This window comes from Burkholderia sp. 4M9327F10 (assembly GCF_005503145.1).
In the GTDB taxonomy this organism is placed as follows: Bacteria; Pseudomonadota; Gammaproteobacteria; order Burkholderiales; family Burkholderiaceae; genus Paraburkholderia.
Genome location: NZ_SCNV01000007.1, coordinates 51,048 through 77,912, shown reverse-complemented (window position 1 = coordinate 77,912; position 26,865 = coordinate 51,048). Strand labels below are relative to the sequence as shown.

Sequence of the window (26,865 nt, the reverse complement as noted above, 5' to 3'; positions counted from 1 at the left end):
CCACACAGCTCAATCAGTCATCTATGCCCGCACTCATCGAAGACTATGCCCTCGTCGGCGACGGCCACACCGCCGCTCTGATCTCCCGTGACGGCTCCGTCGACTGGCTCTGCTGGCCGCGTTTCGACTCGGGCGCCTGTTTCGCCGCGCTGCTCGGCACCGAACAGAACGGGCGCTGGCTGATCGCCCCGGCTTCCGGCGACTCTGCCGACTCCACCGGTGCCGCTGCGCCGGCGAAGATTACCCGCCGCTATCGCGGCGAAACGCTGATACTCGAAACCGATATCGAAACTGCCGAAGGCGCCGTGACGGTGATCGACTTCATGCCGCCCGGCAACGGCTGGTCGGAACTGGTGCGGATCGTGGTGGGCCGGCGCGGCACAGTGCGCATGAAGATGGAACTGGTGCTGCGCTTCGACTACGGTTTTTCGATTCCGTGGGTCAGCCGTCTGAAGGACGACAGCGGCATCAAGGCGATTGTCGGTCCGGATACCGCCGTGCTGCGCACCCCGGTCGAACTGCGCGGCGAGAACATGCACACCGTCGCTGAATTCACCGTGTCGCCGGGCGAGCGGGTGCCGTTCTCACTCGCGTACTCGCCGTCGCATCTGCGCATCCCCCCGGCTCGCGATCCACACACCGCGCTCGCCCGCACCGAGAATCACTGGCTCGAGTGGTCGGCACGCGGCACGGTCGAAGGCAAATACGCCGAGCCGATCCGCCGCTCGCTCATCACATTGAAGGCGCTCGCCTACGAGCCGACCGGCGGCATCGTCGCCGCCCCCACCACATCGCTGCCCGAACAGCTAGGCGGCACACGCAACTGGGATTACCGCTACTGCTGGCTGCGCGACGCCACCATCACGCTGCTGGCGATGATGCGCGGCGGCTACTTCGACGAAGCGCGCGCGTGGCGAAGCTGGCTCGCGCGCGTCATGGCGGGAGCACCGGAGCAGTTGCAGATCATGTATGGAATTGCCGGCGAGCGGCGCCTGCCGGAGTTCGAAGTCGAATGGCTGCCGGGCTACCAGGGCGCAAAACCGGTGCGCATCGGCAACAACGCGGCCGGCCAGTTGCAGCTCGATGTCTACGGTGAAGTCATGAACGCACTGCATCTCGCGCGGGTGGGCGGTCTGCAGGCAGACGACACGGCGTGGAACGTGCAGTGCGAGATGCTCGAGCATCTGGAAACCATCTGGCAGCAGCCCGACGAAGGTATTTGGGAAACGCGCGGCGGCCGCCAGCATTTCACCTTCTCGAAGGTGATGGCATGGGTCGCCTTCGACCGCGCGATCAGGTCCGCTGAAAAGTTCAACCTGCCCGGCCCGCTCGAGCACTGGCGCGAGATTCGTGAGGAGATTCACGCGCAGGTGTGCGAGAAGAGCTGGAACCCCGCGCTCAATGCCTTTACCCAGGTCTACGGCGGCGACGAGCTCGACGCGAGTGTTTTGCTGCTGGCGCAGGTCGGCTTCCTGCCGCCGTCGGACCCGCGGGTGATCGGCACGGTCGCCGCCACCGAAAAGTATCTGATGCGCGACGGCTTCGTGATGCGCTATCGCACCACGGAATTCAACGACGGCCTGCCGCCCGGCGAAGGTACCTTCCTTGCATGCAGCTTCTGGATGGTCGACAACCTGGCGATGCAGGGCCGCGTGGCCGAAGCGGAGGCAATGTACGAGCGGCTCCTCGCGCTCGCCAACGACGTCGGCCTGCTGGCCGAAGAGTACGACCCCGCGCAGAAACGCCTGGTCGGCAATTTCCCGCAGGCGTTTTCTCATGTGGCCCTTGTGCACACCGGTCTGAACCTGATGAAGCATGAGCAGGAAATGGCCAGGGCGACCGGGCAGCCGTCGCACAACGGTGCAGCCCAGAACGCGTCGGCGCAGACCGCGCCGGCTCATAACGGCAGGTAGGCGGCCAAACTTGACCCTGCGGCAACCCCGGATAGCGGCATAGCAACATCGCCAGTACCATGATTCCATGACATTTTGCGTGCAAACAAGTTAACAGTTGCTGCGTTGCACAATTTCAAGTTGTCCGATATCATCAAACGACACTGTTGGCCGATACGATAATCACCCGCCATCACAACCAATACGGCCCGCCGCAACGCGATACGCGTGTTTGCGAAGCCCCATGCGAATCGCCCCAACACCGGAGCACCCATGCTCTATCAACTGCACGAATTCCAGCGGGCGCTGTTGAGCCCGCTGACCGCCTGGGCTCAGGCCGCGTCGAAATCCTTCGCGAATCCGGCCAGCCCTTTTGCCTATGTTCCGGGCGCCACGCGTCTTTCCGCCGGTTACGAATTGCTCTACCGGCTCGGCAAGGACTACGAGAAGCCCGAATTCAACCTGCACCAGATTGTTAAGGATGGTCACAACATCCCGATCATCGAACAGACGATCATCGAGAAACCGTTCTGCCGTCTGTTGCGCTTCAAGCGTTTCGCTGACGACAGCGGCGCTGTCAGCCAACTGAAAGACGAGCCGGTCGTGCTGGTGTGCGCGCCGCTCTCGGGCCATCACGCCACGCTGCTGCGCGACACGGTGCGCACGTTGCTGCAAGACCACAAGGTGTACATCACCGACTGGATCGACGCGCGCATGGTGCCGCTCGAGGAAGGCCGCTTCCACCTCGATGATTACGTTGCTTACATCCAGGAATTCATCCGTCACATTGGCGCGAAAGATCTGCACGTGATCTCCGTGTGCCAGCCGACGGTGCCGGTGCTGGCGGCCATCTCGCTGATGGCGAGCCGCGGCGAGGAAACCCCGCGCACGATGACGATGATGGGTGGCCCGATCGACGCTCGCAAGAGCCCGACTTCGGTGAATTCGCTCGCCACGCAGCACTCGTTCGAATGGTTCGACAACAACGTGATCTACACGGTACCGCCGAACTATCCGGGCGTGGGCCGCAAGGTCTATCCGGGCTTCCTGCAGCACACCGGTTTCGTGGCCATGAATCCGGAGCGCCACGCGGCCTCGCACTGGGACTATTACCAGAGCCTGCTGCGCGGCGACGAGGACGACGCCGAAGCGCACCGCCGCTTCTACGACGAGTACAACGCCGTGCTCGACATGGACGCCGACTATTACCTCGACACGATCCGCGTCGTGTTCCAGGAATTCCGCCTGGCCGAAGGCACCTGGGATGTGGCGGGCGAACGCGTGCGGCCGCAGGACATCAAGAAGACCGCCCTCTTCACGATCGAAGGCGAGCTCGACGACATTTCCGGCGACGGTCAGACGCGCGCCGCGCAGGATCTGTGCAGCGGCATTCCGCCGGAGCACAAGCAGCATTTCACAGCGGAAAAGTGCGGCCACTACGGCATCTTCTCGGGCCGCCGCTGGCGCACCATCATCTATCCGCAACTGCGTGACTTCATCCTTGCGCACAACAAGGCGCCCAAGGTCGCGAAGGAAAAAGTCGAAGCCTGAGCGGCTTTGTCTTGCGGCCCGCGCGAAGCGGGCCGCTTTCGTGAAAGTTGCGCGCGCATCAAATGCAGAAGCGGCAAAAGCGGCAGAAACGGCAAAAGCGAAGGCCCCCTTGCGGGGCCTTCGCTTTTTGCTACGCCGTCTGCGAACCGGACGCGCGCCGGCTCATTGGAGAGCCGCACGCCGATAGCACGCCTAAAGGATTGGTATTTACCCTGCCTGCCGTGCTGACGCCTAGCGCCTCAACAGATACGCGAGCAACAACTCCGTGTTCATCTGAATGACTTCACTGCGCTCGGCAGGGGTGCTGAAATCGCGGCCGAGCGTGGCCTCCAGCGTGAAACGGTTCGAGACGATGTAATACCCCATACCCGAGAGCGTGACGTAAAAACGCAGCGGATCGACGTTGGTGCGAAACAGGCCCGCGCGCTGGCCACGTTCGAGAATGCTTCCGAGCGTCGCAACAATGGGCGAGATCATTTCGCGAATGCGCGTGGACTTCTGCATATACCGCGCCTCGTGCAGATTCTCGTTATTCACCAGACGCAGCAACTCGGGGTGATCGCGGTAATAGTCCCACACGAAATGCGCGAGGCGCGTAATGGCCTCGACCGGCGCAATACCGTTCAGCTCAAGCGTACGTTCTGCCTCGTTCAAAGCGCCAAAAGCGTGTTCGAGGACGGCGGTGAAAAGCTGCTCCTTGCTCCCAAAGTAGTAATAGAGCATGCGTTCATTGGTTTCTGCGCGGCGGGCAATCTGGTCGACGCGTGCGCCGAACAACCCCCCATTTGCAAACTCCTCAGCGGCCGCGAGCAGAATACGGCGCCGGGTGCCTTCAGGATCTCTTTTGATTTTCGGCTGATTCATGGTGGCATCATCGTGAGCCGCGTTATCCGGATCGTGCCGCCGGCCTCTCCTCGGGCCTTGCACCGACAGCATGGAACGGGCTGGTTGGGGGACACCCTTCTGCGGTCTTTCGGAAAAGCGCTTTGATTATGGCACATGGTTTGACAATCGCAATCGGGGAAATCGGCGATAATGTGCCACTTCCCCTACGCCTGATGGAGCGAGCAAATCCGCCTCGTTCCCGCTTGCCGCGAAGGGCCCGCAGTGGCCCGCCGGCAAGCCTCACCGTTGTGACCGTGACCGATTCCAGAACCCTCGCAGAGCGCATCGAAGATCTGCTTCCCCAGACCCAATGTACGAAGTGCGGCTACGCAGCATGCCGGCCGTACGCGGAAGCTGTGGCCGTTGGCACAGCGAACTACAACCAGTGTCCGCCAGGCGGCGCCGAAGGCGTGGCGCGGCTCGCCGCCCTGCTCGGCAAGCCGGTGATCGCGCTCAATCCCGCCAATGGCGTCGAACGGCCCCGGCCGCTGGCGGTGATCGACGAGAACCTGTGCATCGGCTGCACGCTATGCATGCAGGCCTGTCCGGTAGATGCGATCCTTGGCGGACCGAAGCAGATGCACACGGTCATCGAGGCGCTGTGCACCGGCTGCGACCTGTGCGTCGCCCCCTGCCCGGTCGACTGCATCACCATGTTGCCGGTCACCGGCGTGGCGACCGGCTGGGACGCCTGGAGCGCGGACGAGGCGCAGGCCGCCCGCGAGCATCACGACCGCCGCGAAGCGCGGCTCACGCGCGAACGCGATGCCGCCGAGGCGCGCGCTGCCGCGCGCCGCACGGCGGGCCACGCCGGCACTCAGGCGCCCGCGGCACCAACCGCTGCGGTCCCGCACAATGCGGCGGCGGCTACGGCACCCGTCGACGACCCCGAAGCGAAGAAGCGCGCCATTATCCAGGCTGCGCTGGAGCGCGCGCGCAAGAAGAAGGAAGAACTGGCTGCCAAAGGTGCGGGACCGCAAAACACCGAGCGCGTGAGCGCCGACGTGCAGGCCCAGATCGACGCCGCCGAAGCGCGCCGCCGGCGCCTGGGCATCGAAGGCGGGGCTGAAGGCGACTCCCCGGCGACCACGCCCCATACACCCAAACCCTGACCGCCCTGCCCTGGTATGAACGCGAACAAACGCCGCGCCATCTACGAGACGCTCCAGAGCCTCAACCCGCATCCGACCACCGAACTCGAATACACCACGCCGTTTGAACTGCTGATTGCGGTGATGTTGTCGGCGCAGGCCACCGACGTGTCGGTCAACAAGGCCATGCGCAAGATGTTCCCGGTCGCGAACACGCCGCAGCAGATCGCCGAACTCGGCGAGGCCGGCGTGACGGAGTACATCAAGACTATCGGCCTGTATCGCACCAAGGCGAAGAACGTCATCGCGACCTGCCAGATCCTGCTCGAGCAGTACGGCGGAGAAGTGCCGGCCGATCGCGAAGCGCTCGAAAGCCTGCCTGGGGTCGGCCGCAAGACCGCCAACGTGATCCTGAACACGGCCTTCGGTCAGCCGACCATTGCTGTCGACACGCACATCTTTCGGGTTGCCAATCGTACCGGGCTCGCGCCCGGCAAAGATGTGCGCACGGTCGAAGCCGCGCTGGAGAAATTCACGCCAGCCGAGTTCAGGCAGGACGCGCACCACTGGCTGATCCTGCACGGCCGTTACGTCTGCAAGGCCCGCCGCCCGGAATGCTGGCATTGCGTGATCGAACCGCTCTGCGAGTTCAGGCCGAAGACGCCGCCGCCTGAGCTGTGAAAGGCACGGCACGGCGGCGCGCCGCGCGGGCGTGCTCACCTGCCAGCGCCGCACCGGCCCGCGGCGTAAAATGAATGCTTGCCCCAAAAAGCGCAGCGGCTTTGCCCGCCATGCGCGCACCCCTCACTACCGCTTTCAGCCCACGATGTTCAATCCTAGCCGCGACGAAGTCCGAAGCTTTTTCACCGAGACCTGGCGCAAGCAGCGCGAAGGCGCGATCCTGACGCCGCTCGAGGCAATCGCCGCCGACTGGATCGTCGAACACCCCGAATACCATGCCGAGCTGCAGGACGGCGAGGCCGCTTCCGCCCAGGATTACTCGCCCGAGCGCGGCCAGACCAACCCGTTCCTGCATCTGTCGATGCATCTGGCCATCAGCGAACAACTGTCGATCGACCAGCCGCCGGGCATCCGCGCAGCCCATGAACGGCTCGCCGCGCGCCTGGGCTCCACTCACGACGCCCAGCACGCCATCATGGATTGCCTCGGCGAAACCCTGTGGGAAGCTCAGCGCACCGGCACCCCGCCCGACACGGACGCTTACCTGCAGCGCATCGAGCAGCGCGCCTCGCGCGATTGACTGGGCAACCAGGCAGCCAGGCGTCTCGCTTCAATGCAAAACACCCCGCTCCAGGCGGGGTGTTTTGCATTTTCACCGCGCAATACCGCGCGCTTACTTCTTTTCGACCAGATCGCCGTTCAGCGATTCGATATAGGCCGCGAGGTCCTTCATATCGCTTTGCGACAGGCTTTGCACCTGCGCCTGCATGATCGCGTTGTTGCGGCCGAAGTGCGGGTTGCCATTGCCCATCTGATACTGGCGCAGCGCCCAGTAGATGTAGTCGGCATGCTGCCCGGCGAGCCGCGGGTATTCCGGGCTCACGGGCTTGTTCAGATTCACGCCGTGGCAAGCCGCGCAGTTGTGCGCGTCGGCCAGCACCTTGCCGTTATCGGCGTCGGCGGCGTGCGCCAGGTTGGCTGCGGCCAGACCGAAAACTGCCGCCGCTGCACATGCAGTTTTGAAAACCGTGTGGAGTGCCTGTTGGGGCGTCTTCATGAATTCTCCTATCCCGCGAAATTTAAATAGCCTGGTGACTGGATGGATGAGCGCAACCGGTCACTTGTAGGGATTGTTTTTCGAAGCGGGGGTCTGCGCCGCATAGTACGCGGCAATGTCGGCAATATCCTGGTCCGACAGCGAGGTGGCAATGGCGTGCATCGTGTCGAAGTGACGGTCGCCCTTCTTGTAGGCGTGCAGCGCATTTTCGAGGTATGCCTGATTCTGGCCGCCGAGGATAGGCACCCGGTAGACCTCCGGGTACGCCGTGCGGTAGTCAGGAATGCCGTGGCAGCCAATACACATCGCGACCTTACCCTGGCCCGCCTTGGCGTTGCCGACGACATCCGCTGCCTGCGCACTGGCCGCGTAGCCCGCCAGAACCGACAGCGCTGCGATCACGACGTGTTTGCCGACGAATTTATTCATAGCATGTAACCTGGCTTGAGGGGAAACGAGCGCCCGAAAAGGCAACAGCCTGCACCATTCTTGTTCTAGGGTTGCCACGCGGCCAAAAAAATCGGGCTAATTGTACCGCGCTGCCGCCGCGGGCGTCCACCTGGCGGGCGGGGCCGTCCGGCGGGCTTTCGCACCGCGCGGGCGGGTCCGCCGGACGGCCGCAAACCCCATAACGGCGGGCGTTCCAGCGCTTTTGCACAGACCCTGCGCGGGGCGCCCGAACTTGCCCGGGCCACCCCGCCGGCCGGCGGGAAAACCCGCACCTTGCCCGGCGCCACGCGCGGCCCGCCCACCGGGCCGCGCACCGGCAGCCGGTGCGGATGACACCATACGCCAGCGCGTTTCGGCCCAACAGGGCTTCTGACTTATACTGGAATTTTTCCCCGAACGAGCGTCTCGCCATGCGTTTCGAAGGCTCCTCGCAGTACGTCGCCACCGACGACCTCAAACTTGCGGTCAACGCCGCGATGACGCTGCAGCGGCCGCTGCTCATCAAAGGCGAGCCCGGCACCGGCAAAACCATGCTGGCCGAGGAAGTCGCGGCAGCCCTCGGCATGCCGCTCCTGCAATGGCACATCAAGTCCACCACCAAGGCGCAGCAAGGCCTGTACGAGTACGATGCGGTGTCGCGCCTGCGCGATTCGCAGCTCGGCGACGAGCGCGTCAAGGACATCCGCAACTACATCGTCAAAGGCGTGCTGTGGCAGGCGTTCGAAGCGGACCAGCAGACCGTGCTGCTGATCGACGAAATCGACAAGGCCGACATCGAATTCCCCAACGACCTGCTGCGCGAACTCGACCGCATGGAGTTCTACGTCTACGAGACGCACGAGCTGGTGCGCGCGAAGCACCGCCCGCTCGTCATCATCACGTCGAACAACGAGAAGGAGCTCCCGGATGCGTTCCTGCGCCGCTGCTTCTTCCACTACATCAAGTTCCCGGACCCGGTGACGATGCAGCAGATCGTCGAGGTGCACTACCCCGGCATCAAGAAAGACCTGCTCTCCGCGGCCATGGCGAGCTTTTTCGAACTGCGCAACGTGTCGGGCCTGAAGAAGAAGCCGTCCACCTCGGAACTGCTCGACTGGCTAAAGCTGCTGCTCGCCGAAGACATCCCGGCCGAAGCGCTGCGCTCGTCGGATCACAAGCAGATCATCCCGCCGCTGCATGGCGCACTGCTCAAGAACGAGCAGGACGTGAGCCTGTTCGAAAGACTCATTTTCATGAACCGCAACAACCGTTGAACCCGACGCGCGCCTGAAGCAGGCGCGTGTCTTGCGCCGGAGCGTGAGCCGCCCGGCGCTCGCGCGGAGGAAACCGCATGCTGATCGACTTCTTTTATTCGTTGCGCGCCGCCAAGCTGCCGGTCTCCGTGAAGGAATACCTGACGCTGCTCGAAGCGCTCAAGGCCAGCGTGATCGCGCCCTCGCTCGACGAGTTCTACTATCTCGCCCGTCTTACGCTGGTGAAAGACGAGCAGTATTTCGACAAGTTCGACCAGGCCTTCGGCGCGTATTTCAACGGCGTGGCAACGAAGTCGGAACTGGCGCTCGACGTGCCGCTCGACTGGCTGAAAAAGAAGCTGCAGCGTGACCTGTCGCCGGAAGAAAAGGCGCAGATCGAAGCCATGGGCGGTCTCGACAAGCTGATGGAGCGCCTCAAGGAACTGTTCGACGAGCAGAAGGAACGCCACGAGGGCGGCAACAAGTGGATCGGCACGGGCGGCACCTCGCCGTTCGGCAACGGCGGCTATAACCCGGAAGGTATCCGCATTGGCGGAGACTCGGCGGGCAACCGCACCGGCGTCAAGGTGTGGGAGGCGCGCGCCTATCGGGACTACGACGACCAGGTCGAGATCGGCACGCGCAACATCAAGGTCGCGCTGCGGCGGCTGCGGCGCTTTGCGCGCGAAGGCGCCGCCGAAGAGCTCGATCTGCCCGACACGATCCGCAGCACGGCGGCGAACGCCGGCTGGCTCGATCTGAAGATGGTGCCGGAGCGGCACAACAACGTGAAGGTGCTGATGCTGCTCGACGTGGGCGGCTCGATGGACGACCACATCAAGCGCACCGAAGAACTGTTTTCGGCCGCCAAGGCGGAGTTCAAGCATCTCGAGTTCTATTACTTCCACAACTGCGTGTACGACTTCCTGTGGAAGAACAACCGGCGCCGTCATGCCGAACGCATGCCCACCTGGGACGTGCTGCACAAGTTCACGCCCGACTACAAGCTGATCTTCGTCGGCGACGCCACCATGAGCCCCTACGAAGTGCTGCAGCCGGGCGGATCGGTGGAATACAACAACCCCGAGGCCGGCGCGGTGTGGCTGCGGCGCCTCGCCGACCACTTCCCGCATTACGCGTGGCTCAATCCCGAACCCGAAGGGCTGTGGGATTACCGGCAATCAGTGTCGGTGATCCGCGAAGTGCTCGGGCATCGGATGTATCCTCTCACGCTCGCCGGTCTGGAGACCGCGATGCGGGTGCTCAGCAAATGAGCGCCCCAATGTGCCGATGAGCCGCACCACCTTATCCATAACAAAACCGAGACCTGTTGCATGAGTTTGCCTTCATCCCCCGAGCTGTCCCCTTCCGCCGCGCCGCCCGCGCGGCTGCGACCGTTCTCGGACACCTCGCTATCGGCGCTGGTGGCCGGCTTCGTCGCCATGATGACCGGCTATACCAGCTCGCTCGTGCTGATGTTCCAGGCGGGTCAGGCAGCGCATCTGTCCGACGCGCAGATTTCTTCGTGGATCTGGGCGCTCTCGATCGGCATGGCGCTGTGCACCATTGGCCTGTCGCTGCGCTTTCGCGCGCCCATCGTGATTGCCTGGTCGACGCCGGGGGCCGCGCTGCTGGTGTCGTCGTTGCCGCACGTGGCCTATGCGCAGGCGATTGGCGCGTTTATCGTCTGCGCGCTGCTGCTCACCGTGGTCGGCATGACCGGCTGGTTCGATACGCTGATGAAGAAGATTCCCGCGGGAATCGCTTCCGCCTTGCTGGCGGGCATCCTGTTCGAGATCGGCATTGAGATTTTCCGCGCCGCGCAATTCCAGACCACGCTGGTGCTGGCGATGTTCTTCACCTATCTCGTCATCAAACGCCTCGCTCCGCGCTATGCGATCGTGACCACGTTGATTGTGGGCACGGCGGTCGCCGGCGGCCTCGGGCTGCTCGACTTCAGCCGCTTCCATGTGGCGCTCGCCCAACCCGTGCTGACCATGCCGGCCTTCTCGGCCGCGGCGATCATCAGCATTGGGATTCCGCTCTTCGTGGTGGCAATGGCCTCGCAGAACGTGCCGGGCATCGCCGTGCTGCGCGCCGACGGCTATACGACCCCGTCCGCCCCGCTGATCGCCACCACCGGCATCGCTTCGCTGCTGCTCGCGCCGTTCGGCTCGCACGGCATCAATCTTGCGGCGATTACGGCAGCCATCTGTACCGGCCCCGAAGCCCATGAGGATCGCAACAAACGCTACACCGCCGCCGTCTGGGCTGGCGTGTTCTACCTGATCGCCGGGATTTTCGGCGCGACGATTGCCGCCCTGTTCGCCTCGCTGCCGAAGGCGCTGGTGGTTTCCGTGGCGGCGCTGGCGCTGTTCGGCTCGATCATGAGCGGCCTCGCCAACGCCATGCAGGACCTGAAACAGCGTGAAGCGGCGCTGGTCACCTTCATGGTGACCGCCTCCGGCCTCACGCTGCTGTCGATCGGCTCGGCGTTCTGGGGACTCGTGGCCGGCGTGCTGACGCAATTCGTGCTGAACGCGCGGAGAGCCTGAACGCGGGCTGACCGAACCAGTGAATGCGGGTGTAAAAAACGGGGCTTAAAACCCGGGTGTCAAAACCCCATCATCCGATCCGCCATAGAATAGAAGTATCGGGCGGCATTTCCCGGCAACATCATGGGAGATACCGCAGCGTGAAATGCTGCAGTCGAGGTCGCCGGAGCAACCGCTCCTGTGACCTTTGCGGCAACCTCCACTTTTGGACCATTGCGCCTGTGCGCCCTGAAGGCTCGACATGACTACCGCACTCGATCAACTCAAGCAATTCACGACCGTCGTCGCCGATACCGGTGACTTCCAGCAACTCGCGCAGTACAAGCCTCAGGATGCGACGACCAACCCGTCGTTGATCCTCAAGGCCGTGCAGAAAGACGACTACCGTCCGCTGCTCGAAAAAACCGTGCGCGACCACGCGTCCAAGCCGGTCGGCGCCATCATCGATCACCTGCTGATCGCCTTCGGCACCGAAATCCTCAAGATCATCCCGGGCCGCGTCTCGACCGAAGTCGACGCACGCCTGTCGTTCGACGTCAAAGGCTCGATCGACAAAGGCCATGAGCTGATCAAGCTGTACGAAGCCGCCGGCATCGGCCGCGAACGCATCCTGATCAAGCTCGCCTCCACATGGGAAGGCATCCGCGCGGCAGAGCAACTGCAGAAAGACGGCATCCACTGCAACATGACGCTGCTGTTCTCGCTCGCCCAGGCCGCTGCCTGCGCCGAAGCGGGCGCGCAACTGATCTCGCCGTTCGTCGGCCGCATCTACGACTGGTACAAGAAGAACGCCGGCAGCGCCTGGGACGAGGCGAAAGACGGCGGCGCGAACGATCCGGGCGTGCAGTCGGTGCGCCGCATCTATGCGTACTACAAGAAGTTCGGCTACAAGACCGAGGTGATGGGCGCGAGCTTCCGCACCCCGGGCCAGGTGCTCGAACTGGCCGGCTGCGACCTGCTGACGATCAGCCCCGACCTGCTGCAAAAGCTGCAGGACAGCACTGAGAAGGTCGAGCGCAAGCTGTCGCCGGAGCTGGGCCAGAATGCGGCCATTGAACGCGTGCCGGTCGACGAATCGTCGTTCCGCTTCCTCGTCAACGACGAAGCCATGGCCACCGAAAAGCTCGCCGAAGGGATTCGCGCCTTCGCGGCCGACGCCGTCAAGCTCGAAAAGCTGATCGAAGAACTGCGTTAAAGAGGCGCAACACGGGACCTTCGGCGAGGTCCCCGGAAGATTTCACCACGTTTCACAATCGACGCCACAGCAGACGACTACAATCGTTCGCTGTGGCGTTGTTCTGTCCGCTCGGACGGTGACTGTGCCGCGCGAGTCAATACTTTCGCACTCAATCGCATGGGAGACGACGATGGAAATCCAGCCTTATGTATTTTTCGGCGGCCGCTGCGAAGAAGCACTGGCCTTCTATACCGAGAAGATCGGCGCCGAAGTGCTGTTCAAGATGCATTACAAGGATGCACCGCCCGACGCGGGCCATCCGGCCAATCCGAAATTCGACAATCAGGTCATGCACGCCTCGGTCAAGGTCGGCTCGACCATCCTGATGGTGGCCGACGACTGCATGAGCGAAAGCGTGACTCACAAGGGCTTCAGCCTTTCGCTGACTGCCGATGACCTCGCCCACGGCGAAAAGCTCTTTAACGCGCTGGCCGAAGGCGGCACGGTCAATATGCCGTGGCAGGCCACGTTCTGGACCGAGGGCTTTGGCATGCTGACCGACAAGTTTGGGATCGGCTGGATGGTGACTATTCCGCATACGAGCTAAGCGTCGGCGTGGGAAGGCGAATCGCCGGCTTTTAGCTGGCCTTCGCCTGCCCTTCACCCGCACTTTAGCTGCCCTTCACTCGCCCTTTAGCTGCCCTTTAGCTGCCCTTGACCCGCCCGTTACCCTGCCCTTGCTTTTAACGCGGCGTAGTCGCAAAACGGGCGTGCACCCCGTGCCGCTCGATATTCCAGTTCGGTTCCGTCTCCAGCAGCAGCGCCCGCAGGTGGTCGACCTGCTCGATCATGCGCTCGCCGAGCCAGTAGGGGCCCTGCAGTTCGGGGGCCAGGTGCGACCCGAGCGCGGCGCCCGGCACACGCGCCAGCACAACCTGTGGCGCCAGGAAGCGCGCCGCGCCGCCGAAGCGCAAACCTCGGGCCATCGACAGCAGCATGGCTCGCACGGCCCGCGCCTCCGCGCCGCATTGCCGCGCGAACGCCGCCCGCGCTGCCTGATCCGCATGCGCCAACGCGCCAGTCGCCATGATTTCCAGCGCACTCAACACCGAGCGATGCACGCGCTGTATCTCTTCCAGTTTCCCCGGTGGCGCCTCGATCTCCTTCGCCACCGAGGGCATCAGTGCACGCAATTGGACGAGCCGCGCGTTCAACTCCAGAAAGGCCTTGATCTGGTCGTTCGCATCGAGAGCCTTATTGCTCACGAGGCAGGTATAAATCCGCGCACAGCCGCGCAGATTGTCGGCGAGAAGATAGCGCCATGAATAGGTCGCATGCAGCGGCAAGGCAAACGAGAACGCCAGCGCGATCACAATGCCGATCAGCACGTTCAGCGTGCGCCAGAGGCCCGTGTCGATCAGGTTGTCGCCGTGGCCCGCGACGATGCACATGGTGATCGCCGTCAGCAGCCCGACATAGCCGCCCTTGCCGATCGCGTACCAGGCGCAGATGGCCGCCACCACGGACATCAGGACATAGGTCACCCACAGCGAGCCGATCAGGTTCTGCTGCAGGATCAGCGCGAGCCCGATGGCCGCGCCGAGCAGCGTCCCCGCCGCCCGGTCCGTGGCCTTCTTGCGGATGTTGCCGTGATGCTGCAGGCCGCCGATCACCACCAGCAGCGTCACCGACGACCAGATGCCGTGCGGAATATTGATGCCGGTCGTGGCGATAATCGACACCATCATCGCGAGGCCGACCCGCACGCTATGGAGCAGTTTGGCGTGCCGGTAACGGTAATACGGCGAGGTGATCGCCCTGAGAATGCGGTTGGCGCTCGTGCGGCGCGGCATCACAGGATCGGAATCGGCAGAAGACATGGGCGCCCGGGGACTGGAGATGCGATATAGCTATCGTGCACCAAAAATGCAAAACGCCCGCAAATTTTCGTTGCGGGCGTTTTGTTTTGTGCGGGACTCAGGGAGAAAGGAAAGGGCCTAGCTTTCCACCACGTCCAGATAGTCTTCAGGCCGGGTGCGATCTTCGGCGTGCTTCATGCCGGCCGCGCGCACCAGCAGGCTCACCACCACCGCCACCACCAGATTCACCACCAGCGACCACACCGCCGCATAGCCGGGGATCGCGAGCCCGAACAGGTGGATCGTGAAGATCGAACCCGCGAGCTTCAGCGAGATGGCCATCCACGTGCCGGTCACAATGCCGACTGCCCAGCCGAGCAGCAGGCCGCGATAGTCGAGCATGCGCGTGTAGAGACCGAGCACGATCGCCGGCAGCGTCTGGATGATCCAGATGCCGCCCAGCAATTGCAACTGGATCGCGTACGTGAGCGGCAAGCCCAGAATGAAGGCCACCGCACCCACCTTGACGATCAGCGAGACCAGTTTGGCGATGTTGGTCTCCTGCTCCGTCGTCATGCCGCGGTTGATGAACTCCTTGTGGATATTGCGCGTGTACAGATTGGCCGCGGCAATCGACATGATCGCAGCCGGCACCAGTGCGCCGATACCGATGGCGGCAAATGCGACCCCGACGAACCACGACGGGAAGAAATGCAGGAACAACGCCGGCACCGCGAAGTTCGGGCCGAATGCCTTGAAGTACGGGGCAAATTCCGGCATGTCTTTCACGCCGGCCGCCAGCGCCATGAAGCCGAGCAGCGCAAGCAGGCCGAGCACCAGCGAGTACGCCGGCAGCATCGCCATATTGCGGCGGATCGTATTACCCGACTTCGACGAAAGCACCGCGGTAATCGAGTGCGGATAGAGGAATAGCGCCAGCGCCGAACCGACTGCCAGCGTGGCGTACGCGCTGTAGCCATTCAGGCTCGACACGTCCGGCGCCTTGAGCAGCAGCTTGGCCGGCGGCACCGCGCCGAAGATATGGCCGAAGCCGCCCAGTTGCGGCGGAATCACGATCACGGCAGCGGCGATCGTAACGTAGATCAGCAGATCCTTGACCACCGCGATCATGGCCGGCGCGCGCAAGCCCGACGTGTAGGTGTAGGCAGCGAGAATCGCAAAGGCGATGATGAGCGGCAGATCGCCCACAAAGCCCGTGGTGTCGAAACCGAGCGCGCCGATCACCACTTCGATCCCGACCAGTTGCAGCGCGATATACGGCATGGTGGCGACGATGCCGGTCACGGCCACTGCCAGCGCGAGCATCCGGCTGCCGTAGCGGGCATTGACGAAGTCCGCGGACGTCACGTAGCCCTGACGTTTCGCAATGCTCCAGAGCTTGGGGAACACCACGAAGGCGAACGGATAGATCAGGATCGTATAGGGCAGCGCGAAGAAGCCCGTTGCGCCTGCGCCGAACACGAGCGCCGGCACGGCGATGAAGGTGTAGGCGGTGTACAGGTCGCCGCCCAGCAGGAACCACGTGACGATGGTGCCGAAGCGGCGTCCGCCGAGGCCCCACTCTTCGAGGTGAGCGAGGTCCCCGCGGCGCCAGTGGGCCGCGATAAAGCCGAGAATCGTCACGCCGATAAAGAACAGGACGAATACAAAGGTGGCGACGGGATTCATTGAGCGCCCCCTTGCGAGCTATCCGGCGAACGTTTTTTGGTCTTGAAGTAGACAAGTGCCGTGATGACCGCGCTGATCAGCACCCACAACAGTTGATACCAGTAGAAGAACGGGAAATCGAACAGTTGGGGTTCGACCTTGTTGTATGACGGCACCCAGATCATGGCGATCCAGGGAAGCAACAGCAACCAGAGCCAGTGTCTGCTGGCCTTGTTCGCGTCGGCGTCTTGAGCCATGACGTCTCCTTTTTCCTTTTATTGACTTGTATCCCGTGATTGACGGGCGGTGATCCCGGTGCGAGAGGCCGCGCCGCCGGTAAGCCACGGGCACCCCGAAAGCATTGAAAGAGTATAGGAGTCGCGAAGGTACGGTCAAGCAGGGACGACCCGAGGCCAAAGCCGCGTCCCTGAGGGCGGAGAGGGGGTGTGGCGGGCGGCAAAGGCCCGCCGCCTGGGCGCCGCTACGCACGTGCGTAGCGCGCCCGGGAATGGTCTGTAAGCGGTGACGCGGATCGGGGCCGGAAGAGTGAGGCGTACGACGCGCGACCGGCCCTGTGCGATGTGCCTAGATAGTGAACGAGCCGCTCGCCTGGCCGGTCGATTCCTGCAGGCCCTTGATCCATTTGCGCGCCGGCAGGCCCAGTTCGGCTTCGATCAGCTTGGCGCGCGCCTGCAGCGTGGCGAACGGCACGTCGAGCGCGGGGCCCGAAAACGCGATCGCCACGCGGTTGCCGTCGTGCACTTCGGGCAGCGCCACCACGCGGCCATCGAAGGCTTCGTTCAGACGCTTCATGTTGCGCACGAAGCTCGGATGATCGCCGAACAGGTTCACGGTCACCACACCCGCGTCCGTCAGGCACGCGCGCACCGCGCGATAGAACGCCACGCTGTCGAGCACCGGACCGCGGGCGGTCGCATCGTAGACATCGATCTGCAGCGCCCCGATCGTGCCGTGGTTGGCGCGCTCGTTGACGAAGTCCCATGCATCGGTTTCGTGCACGGTGAGGCGGGCATCGTCCGAAGGCAACTGGAACATCGTGCGCGCGGCCACCACCACCGCCGGATTCAGTTCGACCGCTTCCACCTTCGAGCGCTTCAGGAAGCGATGCGCGAACTTGGTCAGCGCCGCCGCGCCCAGGCCAAGCTGGACGATGCGCTTCGGCGCTTCGAGAAACAGCAGCCAGGCCATCATCTGCTGCGCGTATTCGAGTTCGATGTGATCAGGCTTGCGCAGACGCATCGCACCCTGCACCCACTCCGTACCGAAGTGCAGATAGCGCACGCCGCCCTCTTCCGAGAACGTCACCGGTGCGAAGCGCGGCTTGCGCGGCGTTTCGATCTGCGGCGCGTCGTCGAGGTCTTCGTCACGCGAGGCGCGCCTCGCGGTGCGCGTGATTTTCTGTTTCGCGCCGGCGGATTGGGCCTCTTTGTTGCGGAATGCGCGTGCTTCAGCCGATGCGCGCTTGATCAATGTCGTCATGTGAGGATGTCGCGTCAGGGACGCAATTTTTGGTCGAACGAGAGCATAGCATTCGCCGCCGCTGAATTCTTTTCCATGTACTCTTGCCTGTTGGCGGTTTTCTGGCGTGCTTCTGTCAAGCTTCTGCCGGTTCATCCGCGTTTTGCGGCCTTTTTCAAGCCGGTTTTTACCTTGCTTCAACTTTGTTTCGCCGTGCCGTCATCGAAGCCTGCTAGGTTCGTCCAGTCGGCCCACCACCACAAAGGATCCTCAAGCATGAGCACCATCCACTTCATCGGCGGCGAAAAAGGCGGCGTGGGCAAGTCTCTCGTCGCACGCGTGCTGGCGCAGCACTTTATCGACACGGCGGCGCCGTTTCTCGGCTTCGATACTGACCGCTCGCACGGTGCGCTGCTGCGCTTCTACGCCGACTATGCGGCGCCCGCCGTGCTGGACCGGCACGACAGCCTCGACCCGGTGATCGAAGCAGCCCTCGAAGATCCGCAGCGGCGCATTCTGGTGGACCTCGCCGCACAGACGCAGCAGCCGATTGCCAGGTGGTTCGACGATTCGGATGTGCTGGGCGTAGCCGAGGAAAATAGCCTGACGCTGACGTGGTGGCACGTCATGGATAGCGGCCGCGATTCGGTGGATCTGCTGCGGCAGTGGCTCGACCAGTTCGGCGGAAAGCTCAAGCTGGTGGTGGTGCTCAACGAAGTCCGCGGCGATCGCTTCGAGATTCTGGAGGCGTCCGGCGAACGCGCGCGGGCCGAGGCACTGGGCGCCAAAGTGATGACGATACGCCATCTGCCCGATACGACGATGCAGAAGATCGATCAGCAAAGTGCGAGCTTCTGGGCCGCCGTCAACCATCCTGACCGAGCTGCCACCGGGCTTGGCTTGCTGGAACGGCAACGTGTGAAGGTGTGGCTGCAGCGCGTGTACGGGGAACTGGCGAGAATCGGCGTTTAGGCTAGTTGCCGCTGTTGCGTGCGGCGTTCGCCGCAGCCGGCTCGGGCAGCCAGTTCCTCAATACTTCCCATGCCTTGAGCTTTTCCGCGTAGGCCATGGTATAGGCGGGGCTGCTGGAAGGAAGGCTGATGAATGCGACCTTGCCTTCAGCGCCCTGCAACGCTCGCGTGCCGAGCCGCGCCGCCGTGCCGCCATTGAATGCAACGGCCGCGAGGTGCGGCAGCGATTCGACCAATGCCATCAGATCGTTGCTGGCATGGTTGCGGATCCGGCTATCCAGACTGCCTTCGCGCTGCGCCTCTGCGACGACATCCCATAACCCGACGCGATGACGCAGCAGCGTCTGCAGGCGCGTGAGGTAGTCGAGGCTACGAAGATCCTCGCCGGTGACGTCGCCGATCAGCGACCAGAAACGATTCTGCTTATGCGCGTAGTACTGCGACTGCGCGAGCGAAACTTCACCCGGCAGGCTGCCCAGTACCAGGACTCTCGTGTTGGCGTCCACCACCGGAGGGAAGCAGCGCTTGTTCGTCATGCAGCGCCCTCGTTGCGAGTCTCGCGCGGCGCGGGATGTGGGGAATGCAGTGGATGCGCACGCGACGCCGTATGTTCGAGAGGCCGGCCATGCTCTCGTACATGAGAGCGCTGCATCTCATGCCCAGCGGACATCCCAGCCGCACACGATGCAAGATGCGCCCACAGCGCGGGCAACATGCACTCAGTCACCATCAGCGGCGCACCATGACGCTCGAACACCGAGCGGCGTGCCACCAGCGCTTGCGGATGCGCCGCGCCAATTTCACGCGCGGCCAGCCGGTACAGCGGATGACGCGCCGTGAGCCGCCGGCTCACCAGCGCCGAGCGCGCCACGCTGCTGTCGCTGTAGAGCAGTTCGGCAAGCGGCCGTGTGCGTAGCCGCCGCATCGCCTGCCAGACGCCCATGCTCGCCGCCAGCGGCGCAATGCTATGCGCCGCGACGAACGGCGTGCCGTCCACCGAAAGAACCACTTCCCGAACCCATACGGGTGCGCGCGACGCGATATCTAGCGCGGCATGCTCGTCAGCCCACGGCATCGCCACGGTTTCTCGCGTGACGCGTACCGCGACCGCGCCGAGCGTGCGCAAATGCGCGGTGAGCGAGCCACCGCGAGTCAGCCAGTCTTTCTGGTCCCGGCTGAAGCCGGGTAAGGGCGCGACGCGCCAATGGGCGTCAGCGGCGTCGAAACAGATAGCCATGGTGTCGGATTATAACGGCGCGGTGTAGGGACACGCCTCGCGGCGCACAGCTTACAAGGTTCCCCAACGCCTTGCTTCGAGGTTGACACAAGTCAATTCACCCGCAGCTTTCAGATACGTCTGATTCTCCGTCCACCGTCGCGCGCGATAAAAGACGGATGCTTTGCCAAGTCGGCGGCCCGCTGATCCCCGTATCACGGGCAAGCCGTGTGATCAGATACAAAGGGGAACCATAGAGATGAAAGCATTCCTGAGTGCGACCGCATGCGCGGTGGCTGTGCTGGCTTTGACGGGCTGCGCGTCGCCGTTGGATCGCGCCAACGAGACGTCCTTGAACCAGGCTGTCGGCATCGAAGTGAAACCGGTCGCCGGCGGCGTCTCGGTCAAGCTGCCTGAAGCTGCGCTGTTCGACTTCGGCAAGTCGGCGATCCGCCCCGATGCAGCCGCGGTGATCGACCGTTCAGCGGTCTTGCTCAATCGCAGCAAGAAGCCGATCCTGATCGAGGGCTATACCGACAATGTCGGCACGCTCGAATACAACCAGCAACTCTCGGAAACGCGCGCCAGCACGGTCGGCTATGCGCTGGTGGCGCGGGGCGTGGTGACCGAGCGGATCCGCACGAAGGGCAATGCCTACAACGACCCCGTGGCGAGCAACGACACGCCCGAGGGGCGGGCGCTGAATCGGCGCACCGAGATCCTCGTGCGCGGCGAGACCATGGATACGTTGATGGGACGCTAGCGGTGCTTGCCCGCCGCACGCGATTGCGATCGCGAGGCGAGCGGGCATGCGCGGACGGCCGGGGACAGCCGCGGACAACTCATGCGTGTTCCAACGGCCGATAGCCGTCACGCTGCGGCGCGCGATCCTGCATCATCGCCTGCAGGCGCGCCGCTACCCGCTGGACCACCGGCGCCCATGCGCCGGGTTTGGGCTGCCGATAAAGCTCGACGGAGTCATACCAGCTCTGTGCTTCTTCGTTACCCCAGGACCAGTGCGAGACGTGATCGAGCATCGCCAGCACCGGAGCGCCCAGCGCGCCTGCGAGGTGGAGCGGCGCGCTGTCGATCGTGACCACGGCATCCAGAGCCATCACGTGCGCGGCAGCGTCGTCGAAGCCAGCCTCATAGAATCCAGTCAGGTCATGCACGCGATAACCCTGCGCTGCCATCGCCGCGACATCGGCGTTCCGGCCAGGCGTCAACGGATAAAACACCACACCAGGCAGTGCGAGGAGCGGCTGCAGTTCTGCAAGCGGGATGGACCGCCTGGCGTCGCGCCGGTGGGTCGGACTGCCACACCACACAAGGCCGACGCGCAACAAGGCCGGTTGCATGTCGGCCGCCCTCACTCTGGTTTGCCATTGCACGATACGCTGCGGATCTGCCTGCAGATAAGCCGCGCCACGCACCTGCCCGGGCTGCAACCCGAGCGTGAGCGGCAAGCTCATGATCGGCAAGCCGGCGTCGGGCTGGCCCAGCCGCCCATCTTCAATCGAGACGCAATCGGCGTAAAAACGCTCGAACAGTCCCTGTAGCGGCCGACGCACGGCCAGCATCAGACGGCCGCCTTCGTCATGGACACGCGCGGCCAGTTCCGGCACGAACCGCACCATCTGGATATCGTCACCGTTGCCCAGTTCGCTGTGCACGACCAGCGTCTTGCCTGCCAGCGGCTCGCCGCGCCAGCGAGGGCACAGCTTCGTCAGCAAGGAAATCACATTGTTCGCTGCGCGGTCGTCGCGCCTGAGCCGCGCTTCGAAACGCGGCCACCCCGGCGACCAGTCGCCACGGCGCAATTCCAGATCGGCAAGATCAACCGACGGTTGCACGGCATTCGGGTCGAGCGCAAGTGAAGCATGCAGCGTCGCTTCGCTTTCGCTGTAGCGTGCCTGCTCCCCAAGATACAGGCCAATAGCCGCGATCACCGCGGCGTTGCCGGGCGCGGCGGCATCGACCGCACGCATCGTCGCCTCGGCGCCTGGCGCGTCGTTGCGTTGCCACTGCGCGTAACTGAGTTGCCAGGCCATTTCGGCATCGGCCGGGTGACTGGCGAGTACTTCTCGACAGACACGCTCGACCGTGTCCCAATCGCAGATATCCCGATAGGCCAACGCGAGTTGCAGCGGCAAGATGGGATGAAGCGCCGGATCGAGCGCATACGCTCGCGCGAGCGCCTCACGCCGCTCGGCATGCGTCGCAGGATCTGCGAGTGACGAAAGCGCGATCACCAGCCACCAGAACGCACGCGCATCCTGGGGTGCGCGCTGGCCGTAAGCGCGCAGCATATGCGCCGCGGCGGAATGCGCCCGGCAGTGGTCGATCAGCCAGACAATCCATTCGACCGACGCCTCGATAGATTGAGCCGCCACGGCCAGTTCGCTGTAGTGCTTCGCCACCTCCTGCCGTCCCAGCGCGTCGGCAAACAGCGCGACGCGCGCATAGCGCCCGCCGCTGACGCTCTCGCCCGCGCCGAGCGAAGCACTGTGATACGCCTGCTCGAACTGGCCGGCGGCCGCGCACAGATCAGCGTGAATCTGCGGCGTAACGCCTTCTTGCGCCAGCGCGACAGCGTGCTCCTGGGCAGCGTCGAAGCCGTGTTCGCGCAGGGCGGACCAAACGAGATGGACAGGGTCGGCCGATGTGGCTGCGTTTGTTTCGGACATGGAGAGGAATCGGGAATTGACGATTTGACTTTTGCTTGCCGCCTGCGGGAGTCGAAGTCATCGCAACATCGATCCGGGCGTCCGGAGCTGGATGCCGCTCAGGATATGACGTAATTGCACCGCCTCATCTCATATTCAAATCTCAAATTAATTGCGTTGAAAATTTCTAGTTAGCAATCCATACTGATTTTTCGTTCGGCCGAACGCGATACACCCCATCACCTCTGATTCAGTCCCATTCAGAACAATCGCAAAGGAAACGAAATTGAATAAGAACGGAAAAGAAACCTCTGATCGCATTGCGCATCTGGCCGCGCTGGTGCTGAAACGGCCTGGCGCCTCTCATCTGGAAAAGGAACTGGCAGGTTCCGCGCTGGCGCAACACCATACGCCAAAGCAGACCAGCGCTGCGATCGGCAGCCTGGCGGCAAAGGTATTGGGCGACCGCAGTACGTGTGAAGAAGCGAAGGAACTGGCGGGGTCCGTGCTCACACAGGTTCGTCATCACGAACAGGCGCCTGCACGTTAGCCCGCATTTGAGCGGTTATTGTGTGCCGTGCGCGCTGCAAGCCACGAGCCAGCCGCAGCGCTTCAGGCCACGTAGTACGGCCTGAAGCGCCACCTACAGCAGGCAAAAAAATGCGCTGCCGAAGCAGCGCATTCTTAATGCTGTTCAAACCCGCAACGCCCGATAAAGCGGCGTCCCAAGTTCAACCCGCGCGAGCCAGCAACAATGCATTGGTCCGCTTGACGAAGCTTGCCGGATCTTCCAGCGCCCCCCCTTCCGCGAGCAGCGCCTGGTCGAACAGCAGGTGGCACCAGTCGTCGAAATTCGCGGTGTCCGCATGCAGTCCCTTCACCAGCGCATGTTCCGGATTCACTTCGAGAATCGGATGGAACGACGGCGCCTGCTGGCCCGCTGCCTTCAGCATGCGCTGCAGGTAGCCGCTCATCTCGCCGTCGTCGGCCACGAGACAGGACGGCGAATCGGTCAGACGGAACGTCAGGCGCACGTCCTTCGCCTTGTCCTTCAGCGCTTCCTTCATCTTCTCGACGAGCGGCTTCAATTCTTCGCTGACCTTCTCCTGAGCCTGCTTTTCCTCGTCGTTCAAGGCGCCCAGATCGAGATCGCCACGCGCGACGCTTTGCAGCGGCTTGCCATCGAATTCGTTCAGGAACGACAGCATCCATTCATCGACGCGGTCGGTCAGCAGCAGCACTTCCACGCCCTTCTTGCGGAACACTTCGAGGTGCGGGCTGTGGGTCGCGGCCTGGAAGGTGTCGGCGGTGACGTAGTAAATCTTGGTCTGCTCGGGCTTCATGCGCGCGACGTAATCCGCCAGCGCAACATTCTGCTCCGGCGACTCGTTATGCGTCGACGCGAAACGGATCAGCTTGGCAATCCGGTCCTTGTTGGCAAAGTCTTCGCCCACGCCTTCCTTCAGCGCCTGGCCGAATTCCTTCCAGAAGGTCGTGTACTTTTCCTTGTCGGCGTCGTTCTCGGCGTTCGCCAGATCTTCGAGCATCGACAGCGAACGCTTGGTCACGCCTTCACGAATTGCCTTCACGTCGCGGCTTTCCTGGAGGATTTCGCGCGACACGTTCAGCGGCAGATCGCTCGAATCGACCACGCCCTTCACGAAGCGCAGGTACGCGGGCAGCAGTTGCTCGGCGTCGTCCATGATGAAGACGCGCTTCACATACAGCTTCAGCCCGCCGCGATGATCGCGGTTCCACATGTCGAACGGCGCGGCGCTCGGCACGTACAGCAGTTGCGTGTACTCGCTGCGGCCTTCGACGCGGTTATGCGTCCAGGTGAGCGGGTCCTGATGGTCGTGCGACAGGTGCTGGTAGAACTGCTTGTATTGCTCGTCGGTGATGTCGTTCTTCGAGCGGGTCCACAGCGCGCTGGCCTGGTTGACGGTCTCGTCCTCGTCCTTCGTGACCATTTCGCTCTTTTCCGCGTCCCACTCTTCCTTCTTCATCAGGATAGGCAGCGCGACATGATCCGAGTACTTCTGGATAATCGACTTCAGGCGGTGCGACGAGAGCAGTTCATCTTCGTCCGCGCGCAGATGCAGCGTGATGGTCGTGCCGCGTTGCGCGCGCTCGATCGTCTCCACTGCGAAGTCGCCCTCGCCGGCGCTTTCCCAGCGCACGCCTTCAGTCGCCGGCAGGCCGGCGCGGCGCGACTCGACCGTGATCTTGTCGGCCACGATAAAGCCCGAATAAAAGCCCACGCCGAACTGGCCGATCAGGGCCGCATCCTTCTGCTGGTCGCCGGAGAGCTTGCCGAAGAATTCCTTGGTGCCCGAACGCGCGATGGTGCCGAGGTGCGAAATCGCCTCGTCGCGGCTCATGCCGATGCCGTTGTCGTCGATCGTGACGGTGCGGGCGGCCTTGTCGTACGACACGCGAATCCGCAGGTTCGGGTCGCTTTCATAGAGCGCATTGTTTTCGATGGCTTCGAAACGCAGCTTGTCGGCAGCGTCCGAGGCGTTCGAAATCAGCTCGCGCAGGAAAATTTCCTTGTTGCTGTACAGCGAATGGATCATCAGTTGCAGAAGCTGTTTCACTTCTGCCTGAAAGCTCATGGTTTCTTGTGCCATGGTCAGACTTCCTCTCTGTATGTTGCGGTTAATTCGGGAGCGGGCGTGAGCGGCAACTGGCTCACGCGGCGGATCGGGGGCCTAATTGGGTACTATCGGCGCCATTTCAAGAGGCGCGCCGCGCGACGCCGTCCAGATAGCGGGCAAGGAACACCGGCAGCGCCGGGTCGCCGCAGTTGGCGACGTTAAAACGGGTCCAGCTCGAAGGCGACTGCTGCGGCGAGAACAGGCTGCCCGGTGTCAGCAGGAAACCCACTTCATGCGCGGCCGCGGCGAGCACGTCCGAGTCCACACCGGTGTCGGCCCACAGGAACATTCCCGCGCCGGGGGTCTGGAACAGCTTCAGGCCGGTCCTCTCCAGCATCCGGGCGGACTTGTCGCGCACCGCGTCCAGCCGCGCGCGCAACCGCTCGACGTGCCGCCGATAGTGACCTTCGGTAAGAATCTTGTACAGCACGCGCTCGTTCAACTCAGGGCTCGTCATGCCGACCAGCATCTTCTGGTCCGTGACGGCCCTTGCCACTTCCGCCGCACAGGCGATGAAGCCGACCCGCAGGTTGGGCGCCAGCGTCTTCGAAAAGCTGCTGAGGTAGATCACGCGCTTTAACTGGTCGAGGCTCGCAAGGCGGGTGGCCGGGTAGCCGGGCGGGCATAGATCACCGTAGATATCGTCTTCGACGACGATGAAATCATGTTCTTCCGCGAGACGCAGGATGCGGAACGCCTGGGCGGCGCTCAGCGAAGTGCCGGTGGGGTTCTGCAACACCGAGTTGATCACGAGCATTTTCGGCCGCCACGTCTGCACCAGCGCCTCCAGCGCGTCCAGATCCGGGCCGTCCGGCGTGTACGGCAGGCCGACGAGCCGTGCGCCCTGCGAGGCGAAACGGCCGAACATCTGGAACCACGCCGGATCGCCGACGATCACCGCGTCGCCCGGCTGCACGAAGATACGCGCGATCAGGTCGATCGCTTGGGTGATGCCCGAGGTGAGCACGATCTGGTCCGGCGATGCGCCGATTTCCAGTTCCTCGAGCCGGGTCTGCAACTGCTGGCGCAGCGGCAGGAAGCCTTGAGCGGTGCCGAAGCCGAGCATCTGCGCCCCGCTCTGCCGGCCCAGGGTGCGCAGCGCGCCGGTAATCAGCTCACCGTCGAGCCAGCGGCTCGGCAAGTATCCCAGGCCGGGGCCGCGTTCGGGGCGCGCCGAAGTCTGCAGCATGTTGCGCAGCAGCCAGACGACGTCGATCGTGCTGGAGGCGGGCGCGGCCTCGGCGGTCTGACGGCGCTCGCCAGGCATCGGCGCGGCCAGACGCTCGCGCACGTAGAAGCCGGAGCCGCGCCGCGAATCCAGATAACCCTGCGCGACAAGACGCTCGTAGGCCTCCACCACCGTGAAGCGCGACACGCCTTTGTCGAGCGCCAGCTTGCGGATGGACGGCATGCGCATGCCGGCGCGAAACACGCGCTCCTCGATACGGCGGCGCGCCCATTGGACGAGCTGATCGACCAGCGTCAGCGACGAGGCGTCATGCGGGGCGGGAATCTGGTCGAGCGCGGTGGACATAGGGGGGCTCCAACTGTACCGAACACTATCTCGCCGATTGTACCGTTACTGTGCAGGTCTAGGACGCTACATTCAAGCTGAAGCGGTGATAGGAAAAATCAGTCTGGGGGCGTCGCTGCTTACGCGCAGCGCGACGCCAAACGCCGGGGCTTGCCGGCAAAACGGTTATGCTTACGGCCCCGGCACAGCCGTCGGTCCTGTCACAGGTCCGACGCAGGCTGATCCCCGGGTTCGCCTGCCTCAC

The 26,865-nt window shown here is 63.5% G+C and carries 25 protein-coding genes; 13 read left to right on the top strand and 12 right to left on the bottom strand.

Translation table 11 applies throughout. The features are described 5' to 3' along the window. Positions 1-23 precede the first annotated feature (23 nt). Both FFS45_RS09780 and phaZ read left to right on the top strand, forming a co-directional pair. On the top strand, positions 24-1,913 hold the full coding sequence (locus FFS45_RS09780; RefSeq protein WP_137954437.1) for a glycoside hydrolase family 15 protein: 1,890 nt from the start codon (positions 24-26) through the stop codon (positions 1,911-1,913). 252 nt (positions 1,914-2,165) lie between these two features. Continuing rightward, entirely contained in the window at positions 2,166-3,443 is a 1,278-nt protein-coding gene (gene phaZ / locus FFS45_RS09775; protein WP_137954436.1) for a polyhydroxyalkanoate depolymerase, read from the top strand. Between the two features lie 231 nt (positions 3,444-3,674). On the opposite strand, the gene FFS45_RS09770 is transcribed toward phaZ, so the two are convergent. Continuing rightward, on the bottom strand, positions 3,675-4,307 hold the full coding sequence (locus FFS45_RS09770) for a TetR/AcrR family transcriptional regulator (RefSeq protein ID WP_137954435.1): 633 nt from the start codon (positions 4,305-4,307) through the stop codon (positions 3,675-3,677). Positions 4,308-4,576: 269 nt separating this feature from the next. Between FFS45_RS09770 and rsxB the strand changes: the two genes are divergently transcribed. The 3 genes from rsxB (at position 4,577) to FFS45_RS09755 (ending at position 6,680) form a co-directional block, all read left to right on the top strand. Next, the gene (gene rsxB, locus FFS45_RS09765) at positions 4,577-5,440 is read left to right on the top strand and encodes an electron transport complex subunit RsxB (RefSeq protein ID WP_249362741.1); all 864 of its coding nucleotides are present in this window, start codon (positions 4,577-4,579) and stop codon (positions 5,438-5,440) included. 15 nt (positions 5,441-5,455) lie between these two features. Further along, complete coding sequence (gene nth / locus FFS45_RS09760; RefSeq protein ID WP_137954434.1) at positions 5,456-6,100, top strand: endonuclease III; 645 nt, start codon at positions 5,456-5,458, stop codon at positions 6,098-6,100. Between the two features lie 145 nt (positions 6,101-6,245). After that, the gene (locus FFS45_RS09755) at positions 6,246-6,680 is read left to right on the top strand and encodes a DUF1841 family protein (protein WP_137954574.1); all 435 of its coding nucleotides are present in this window, start codon (positions 6,246-6,248) and stop codon (positions 6,678-6,680) included. A 93-nt stretch (positions 6,681-6,773) separates the two neighbouring features. Here FFS45_RS09755 and FFS45_RS09750 read toward each other — a convergent pair whose 3' ends face one another. Further along, positions 6,774-7,157, bottom strand: coding sequence for a cytochrome c (locus FFS45_RS09750; protein WP_137954433.1), 384 nt, complete (start codon positions 7,155-7,157; stop codon positions 6,774-6,776). 60 nt (positions 7,158-7,217) lie between these two features. Beyond that, positions 7,218-7,586 carry a c-type cytochrome gene (locus FFS45_RS09745; RefSeq protein ID WP_137954432.1) on the bottom strand — a complete coding sequence of 123 codons (369 nt, stop codon included), beginning with the start codon at positions 7,584-7,586 and terminating at the stop codon, positions 7,218-7,220. 431 nt (positions 7,587-8,017) lie between these two features. Between FFS45_RS09745 and FFS45_RS09740 the strand changes: the two genes are divergently transcribed. From FFS45_RS09740 to FFS45_RS09720, 5 genes are all read left to right on the top strand, one after another. After that, positions 8,018-8,860 (top strand): MoxR family ATPase, encoded by an 843-nt coding sequence (locus FFS45_RS09740; protein ID WP_137954431.1) that lies wholly within the window; start codon positions 8,018-8,020, stop codon positions 8,858-8,860. Positions 8,861-8,937: 77 nt separating this feature from the next. Beyond that, entirely contained in the window at positions 8,938-10,113 is a 1,176-nt protein-coding gene (locus FFS45_RS09735; protein WP_137954430.1) for a VWA domain-containing protein, read from the top strand. 60 nt (positions 10,114-10,173) lie between these two features. Next, entirely contained in the window at positions 10,174-11,394 is a 1,221-nt protein-coding gene (locus tag FFS45_RS09730) for a benzoate/H(+) symporter BenE family transporter (RefSeq protein WP_137954429.1), read from the top strand. Positions 11,395-11,635: 241 nt separating this feature from the next. Continuing rightward, a complete protein-coding gene (gene tal, locus FFS45_RS09725) occupies positions 11,636-12,589 on the top strand; it encodes a transaldolase (protein WP_137954428.1) in 954 nt (317 codons plus the stop codon). Between the two features lie 172 nt (positions 12,590-12,761). Further along, positions 12,762-13,178 carry a VOC family protein gene (locus tag FFS45_RS09720; protein WP_137954427.1) on the top strand — a complete coding sequence of 139 codons (417 nt, stop codon included), beginning with the start codon at positions 12,762-12,764 and terminating at the stop codon, positions 13,176-13,178. 136 nt (positions 13,179-13,314) lie between these two features. On the opposite strand, the gene FFS45_RS09715 is transcribed toward FFS45_RS09720, so the two are convergent. The 4 genes from FFS45_RS09715 to FFS45_RS09700 form a co-directional block, all read right to left on the bottom strand. Beyond that, the gene (locus FFS45_RS09715) at positions 13,315-14,451 is read right to left on the bottom strand and encodes an FUSC family protein (RefSeq protein ID WP_137954426.1); all 1,137 of its coding nucleotides are present in this window, start codon (positions 14,449-14,451) and stop codon (positions 13,315-13,317) included. A gap of 117 nt (positions 14,452-14,568) precedes the next feature. Then, complete coding sequence (locus FFS45_RS09710; protein ID WP_137954425.1) at positions 14,569-16,119, bottom strand: monocarboxylate uptake permease MctP; 1,551 nt, start codon at positions 16,117-16,119, stop codon at positions 14,569-14,571. Further along, positions 16,116-16,355 carry a DUF3311 domain-containing protein gene (locus tag FFS45_RS09705; protein WP_137954424.1) on the bottom strand — a complete coding sequence of 80 codons (240 nt, stop codon included), beginning with the start codon at positions 16,353-16,355 and terminating at the stop codon, positions 16,116-16,118. The genes FFS45_RS09710 and FFS45_RS09705 overlap by 4 nt, the downstream gene beginning before the upstream one ends. A 328-nt stretch (positions 16,356-16,683) precedes the next feature. Next, positions 16,684-17,598, bottom strand: a complete 915-nt coding sequence (locus tag FFS45_RS09700; RefSeq protein WP_137954423.1) for a spermidine synthase — start codon at positions 17,596-17,598, stop codon at positions 16,684-16,686. Positions 17,599-17,853: 255 nt separating this feature from the next. Between FFS45_RS09700 and FFS45_RS09695 the strand changes: the two genes are divergently transcribed. Next, a complete protein-coding gene (locus tag FFS45_RS09695; RefSeq protein ID WP_137954422.1) occupies positions 17,854-18,549 on the top strand; it encodes a mobilization protein in 696 nt (231 codons plus the stop codon). A gap of 1 nt (position 18,550) precedes the next feature. Here the strand turns inward: FFS45_RS09695 and FFS45_RS09690 are convergent, their stop codons facing one another. Further along, positions 18,551-19,084, bottom strand: coding sequence for a DNA-deoxyinosine glycosylase (locus FFS45_RS09690; protein ID WP_137954421.1), 534 nt, complete (start codon positions 19,082-19,084; stop codon positions 18,551-18,553). Then, a complete protein-coding gene (locus FFS45_RS09685) occupies positions 19,081-19,785 on the bottom strand; it encodes a chorismate lyase (protein WP_137954420.1) in 705 nt (234 codons plus the stop codon). Before FFS45_RS09685 ends, FFS45_RS09690 begins: the two co-directional genes overlap by 4 nt. Positions 19,786-20,023: 238 nt before the next feature. On the opposite strand from FFS45_RS09685, the gene FFS45_RS09680 reads away from it, so the two are divergent. Beyond that, a complete protein-coding gene (locus FFS45_RS09680) occupies positions 20,024-20,527 on the top strand; it encodes an OmpA family protein (protein ID WP_137954419.1) in 504 nt (167 codons plus the stop codon). A 79-nt stretch (positions 20,528-20,606) separates the two neighbouring features. Here the strand turns inward: FFS45_RS09680 and FFS45_RS09675 are convergent, their stop codons facing one another. Further along, a complete protein-coding gene (locus tag FFS45_RS09675; RefSeq protein ID WP_137954418.1) occupies positions 20,607-22,451 on the bottom strand; it encodes a glycosyltransferase family 9 protein in 1,845 nt (614 codons plus the stop codon). Between the two features lie 265 nt (positions 22,452-22,716). Here FFS45_RS09675 and FFS45_RS09670 point away from each other — a divergent pair, with 265 nt between their 5' ends. After that, complete coding sequence (locus FFS45_RS09670; protein WP_137954417.1) at positions 22,717-22,980, top strand: hypothetical protein; 264 nt, start codon at positions 22,717-22,719, stop codon at positions 22,978-22,980. 181 nt (positions 22,981-23,161) lie between these two features. Here the strand turns inward: FFS45_RS09670 and htpG are convergent, their stop codons facing one another. Together htpG and FFS45_RS09660 are read right to left on the bottom strand one after the other, a co-directional pair. Next, positions 23,162-25,060, bottom strand: a complete 1,899-nt coding sequence (gene htpG, locus FFS45_RS09665; RefSeq protein WP_137954416.1) for a molecular chaperone HtpG — start codon at positions 25,058-25,060, stop codon at positions 23,162-23,164. Positions 25,061-25,166: 106 nt separating this feature from the next. After that, positions 25,167-26,621: a PLP-dependent aminotransferase family protein gene (locus FFS45_RS09660; RefSeq protein WP_137954415.1), complete on the bottom strand. Its 1,455-nt coding sequence runs from the start codon at positions 26,619-26,621 to the stop codon at positions 25,167-25,169. Between the last annotated feature and the right edge of the window lie 244 nt (positions 26,622-26,865).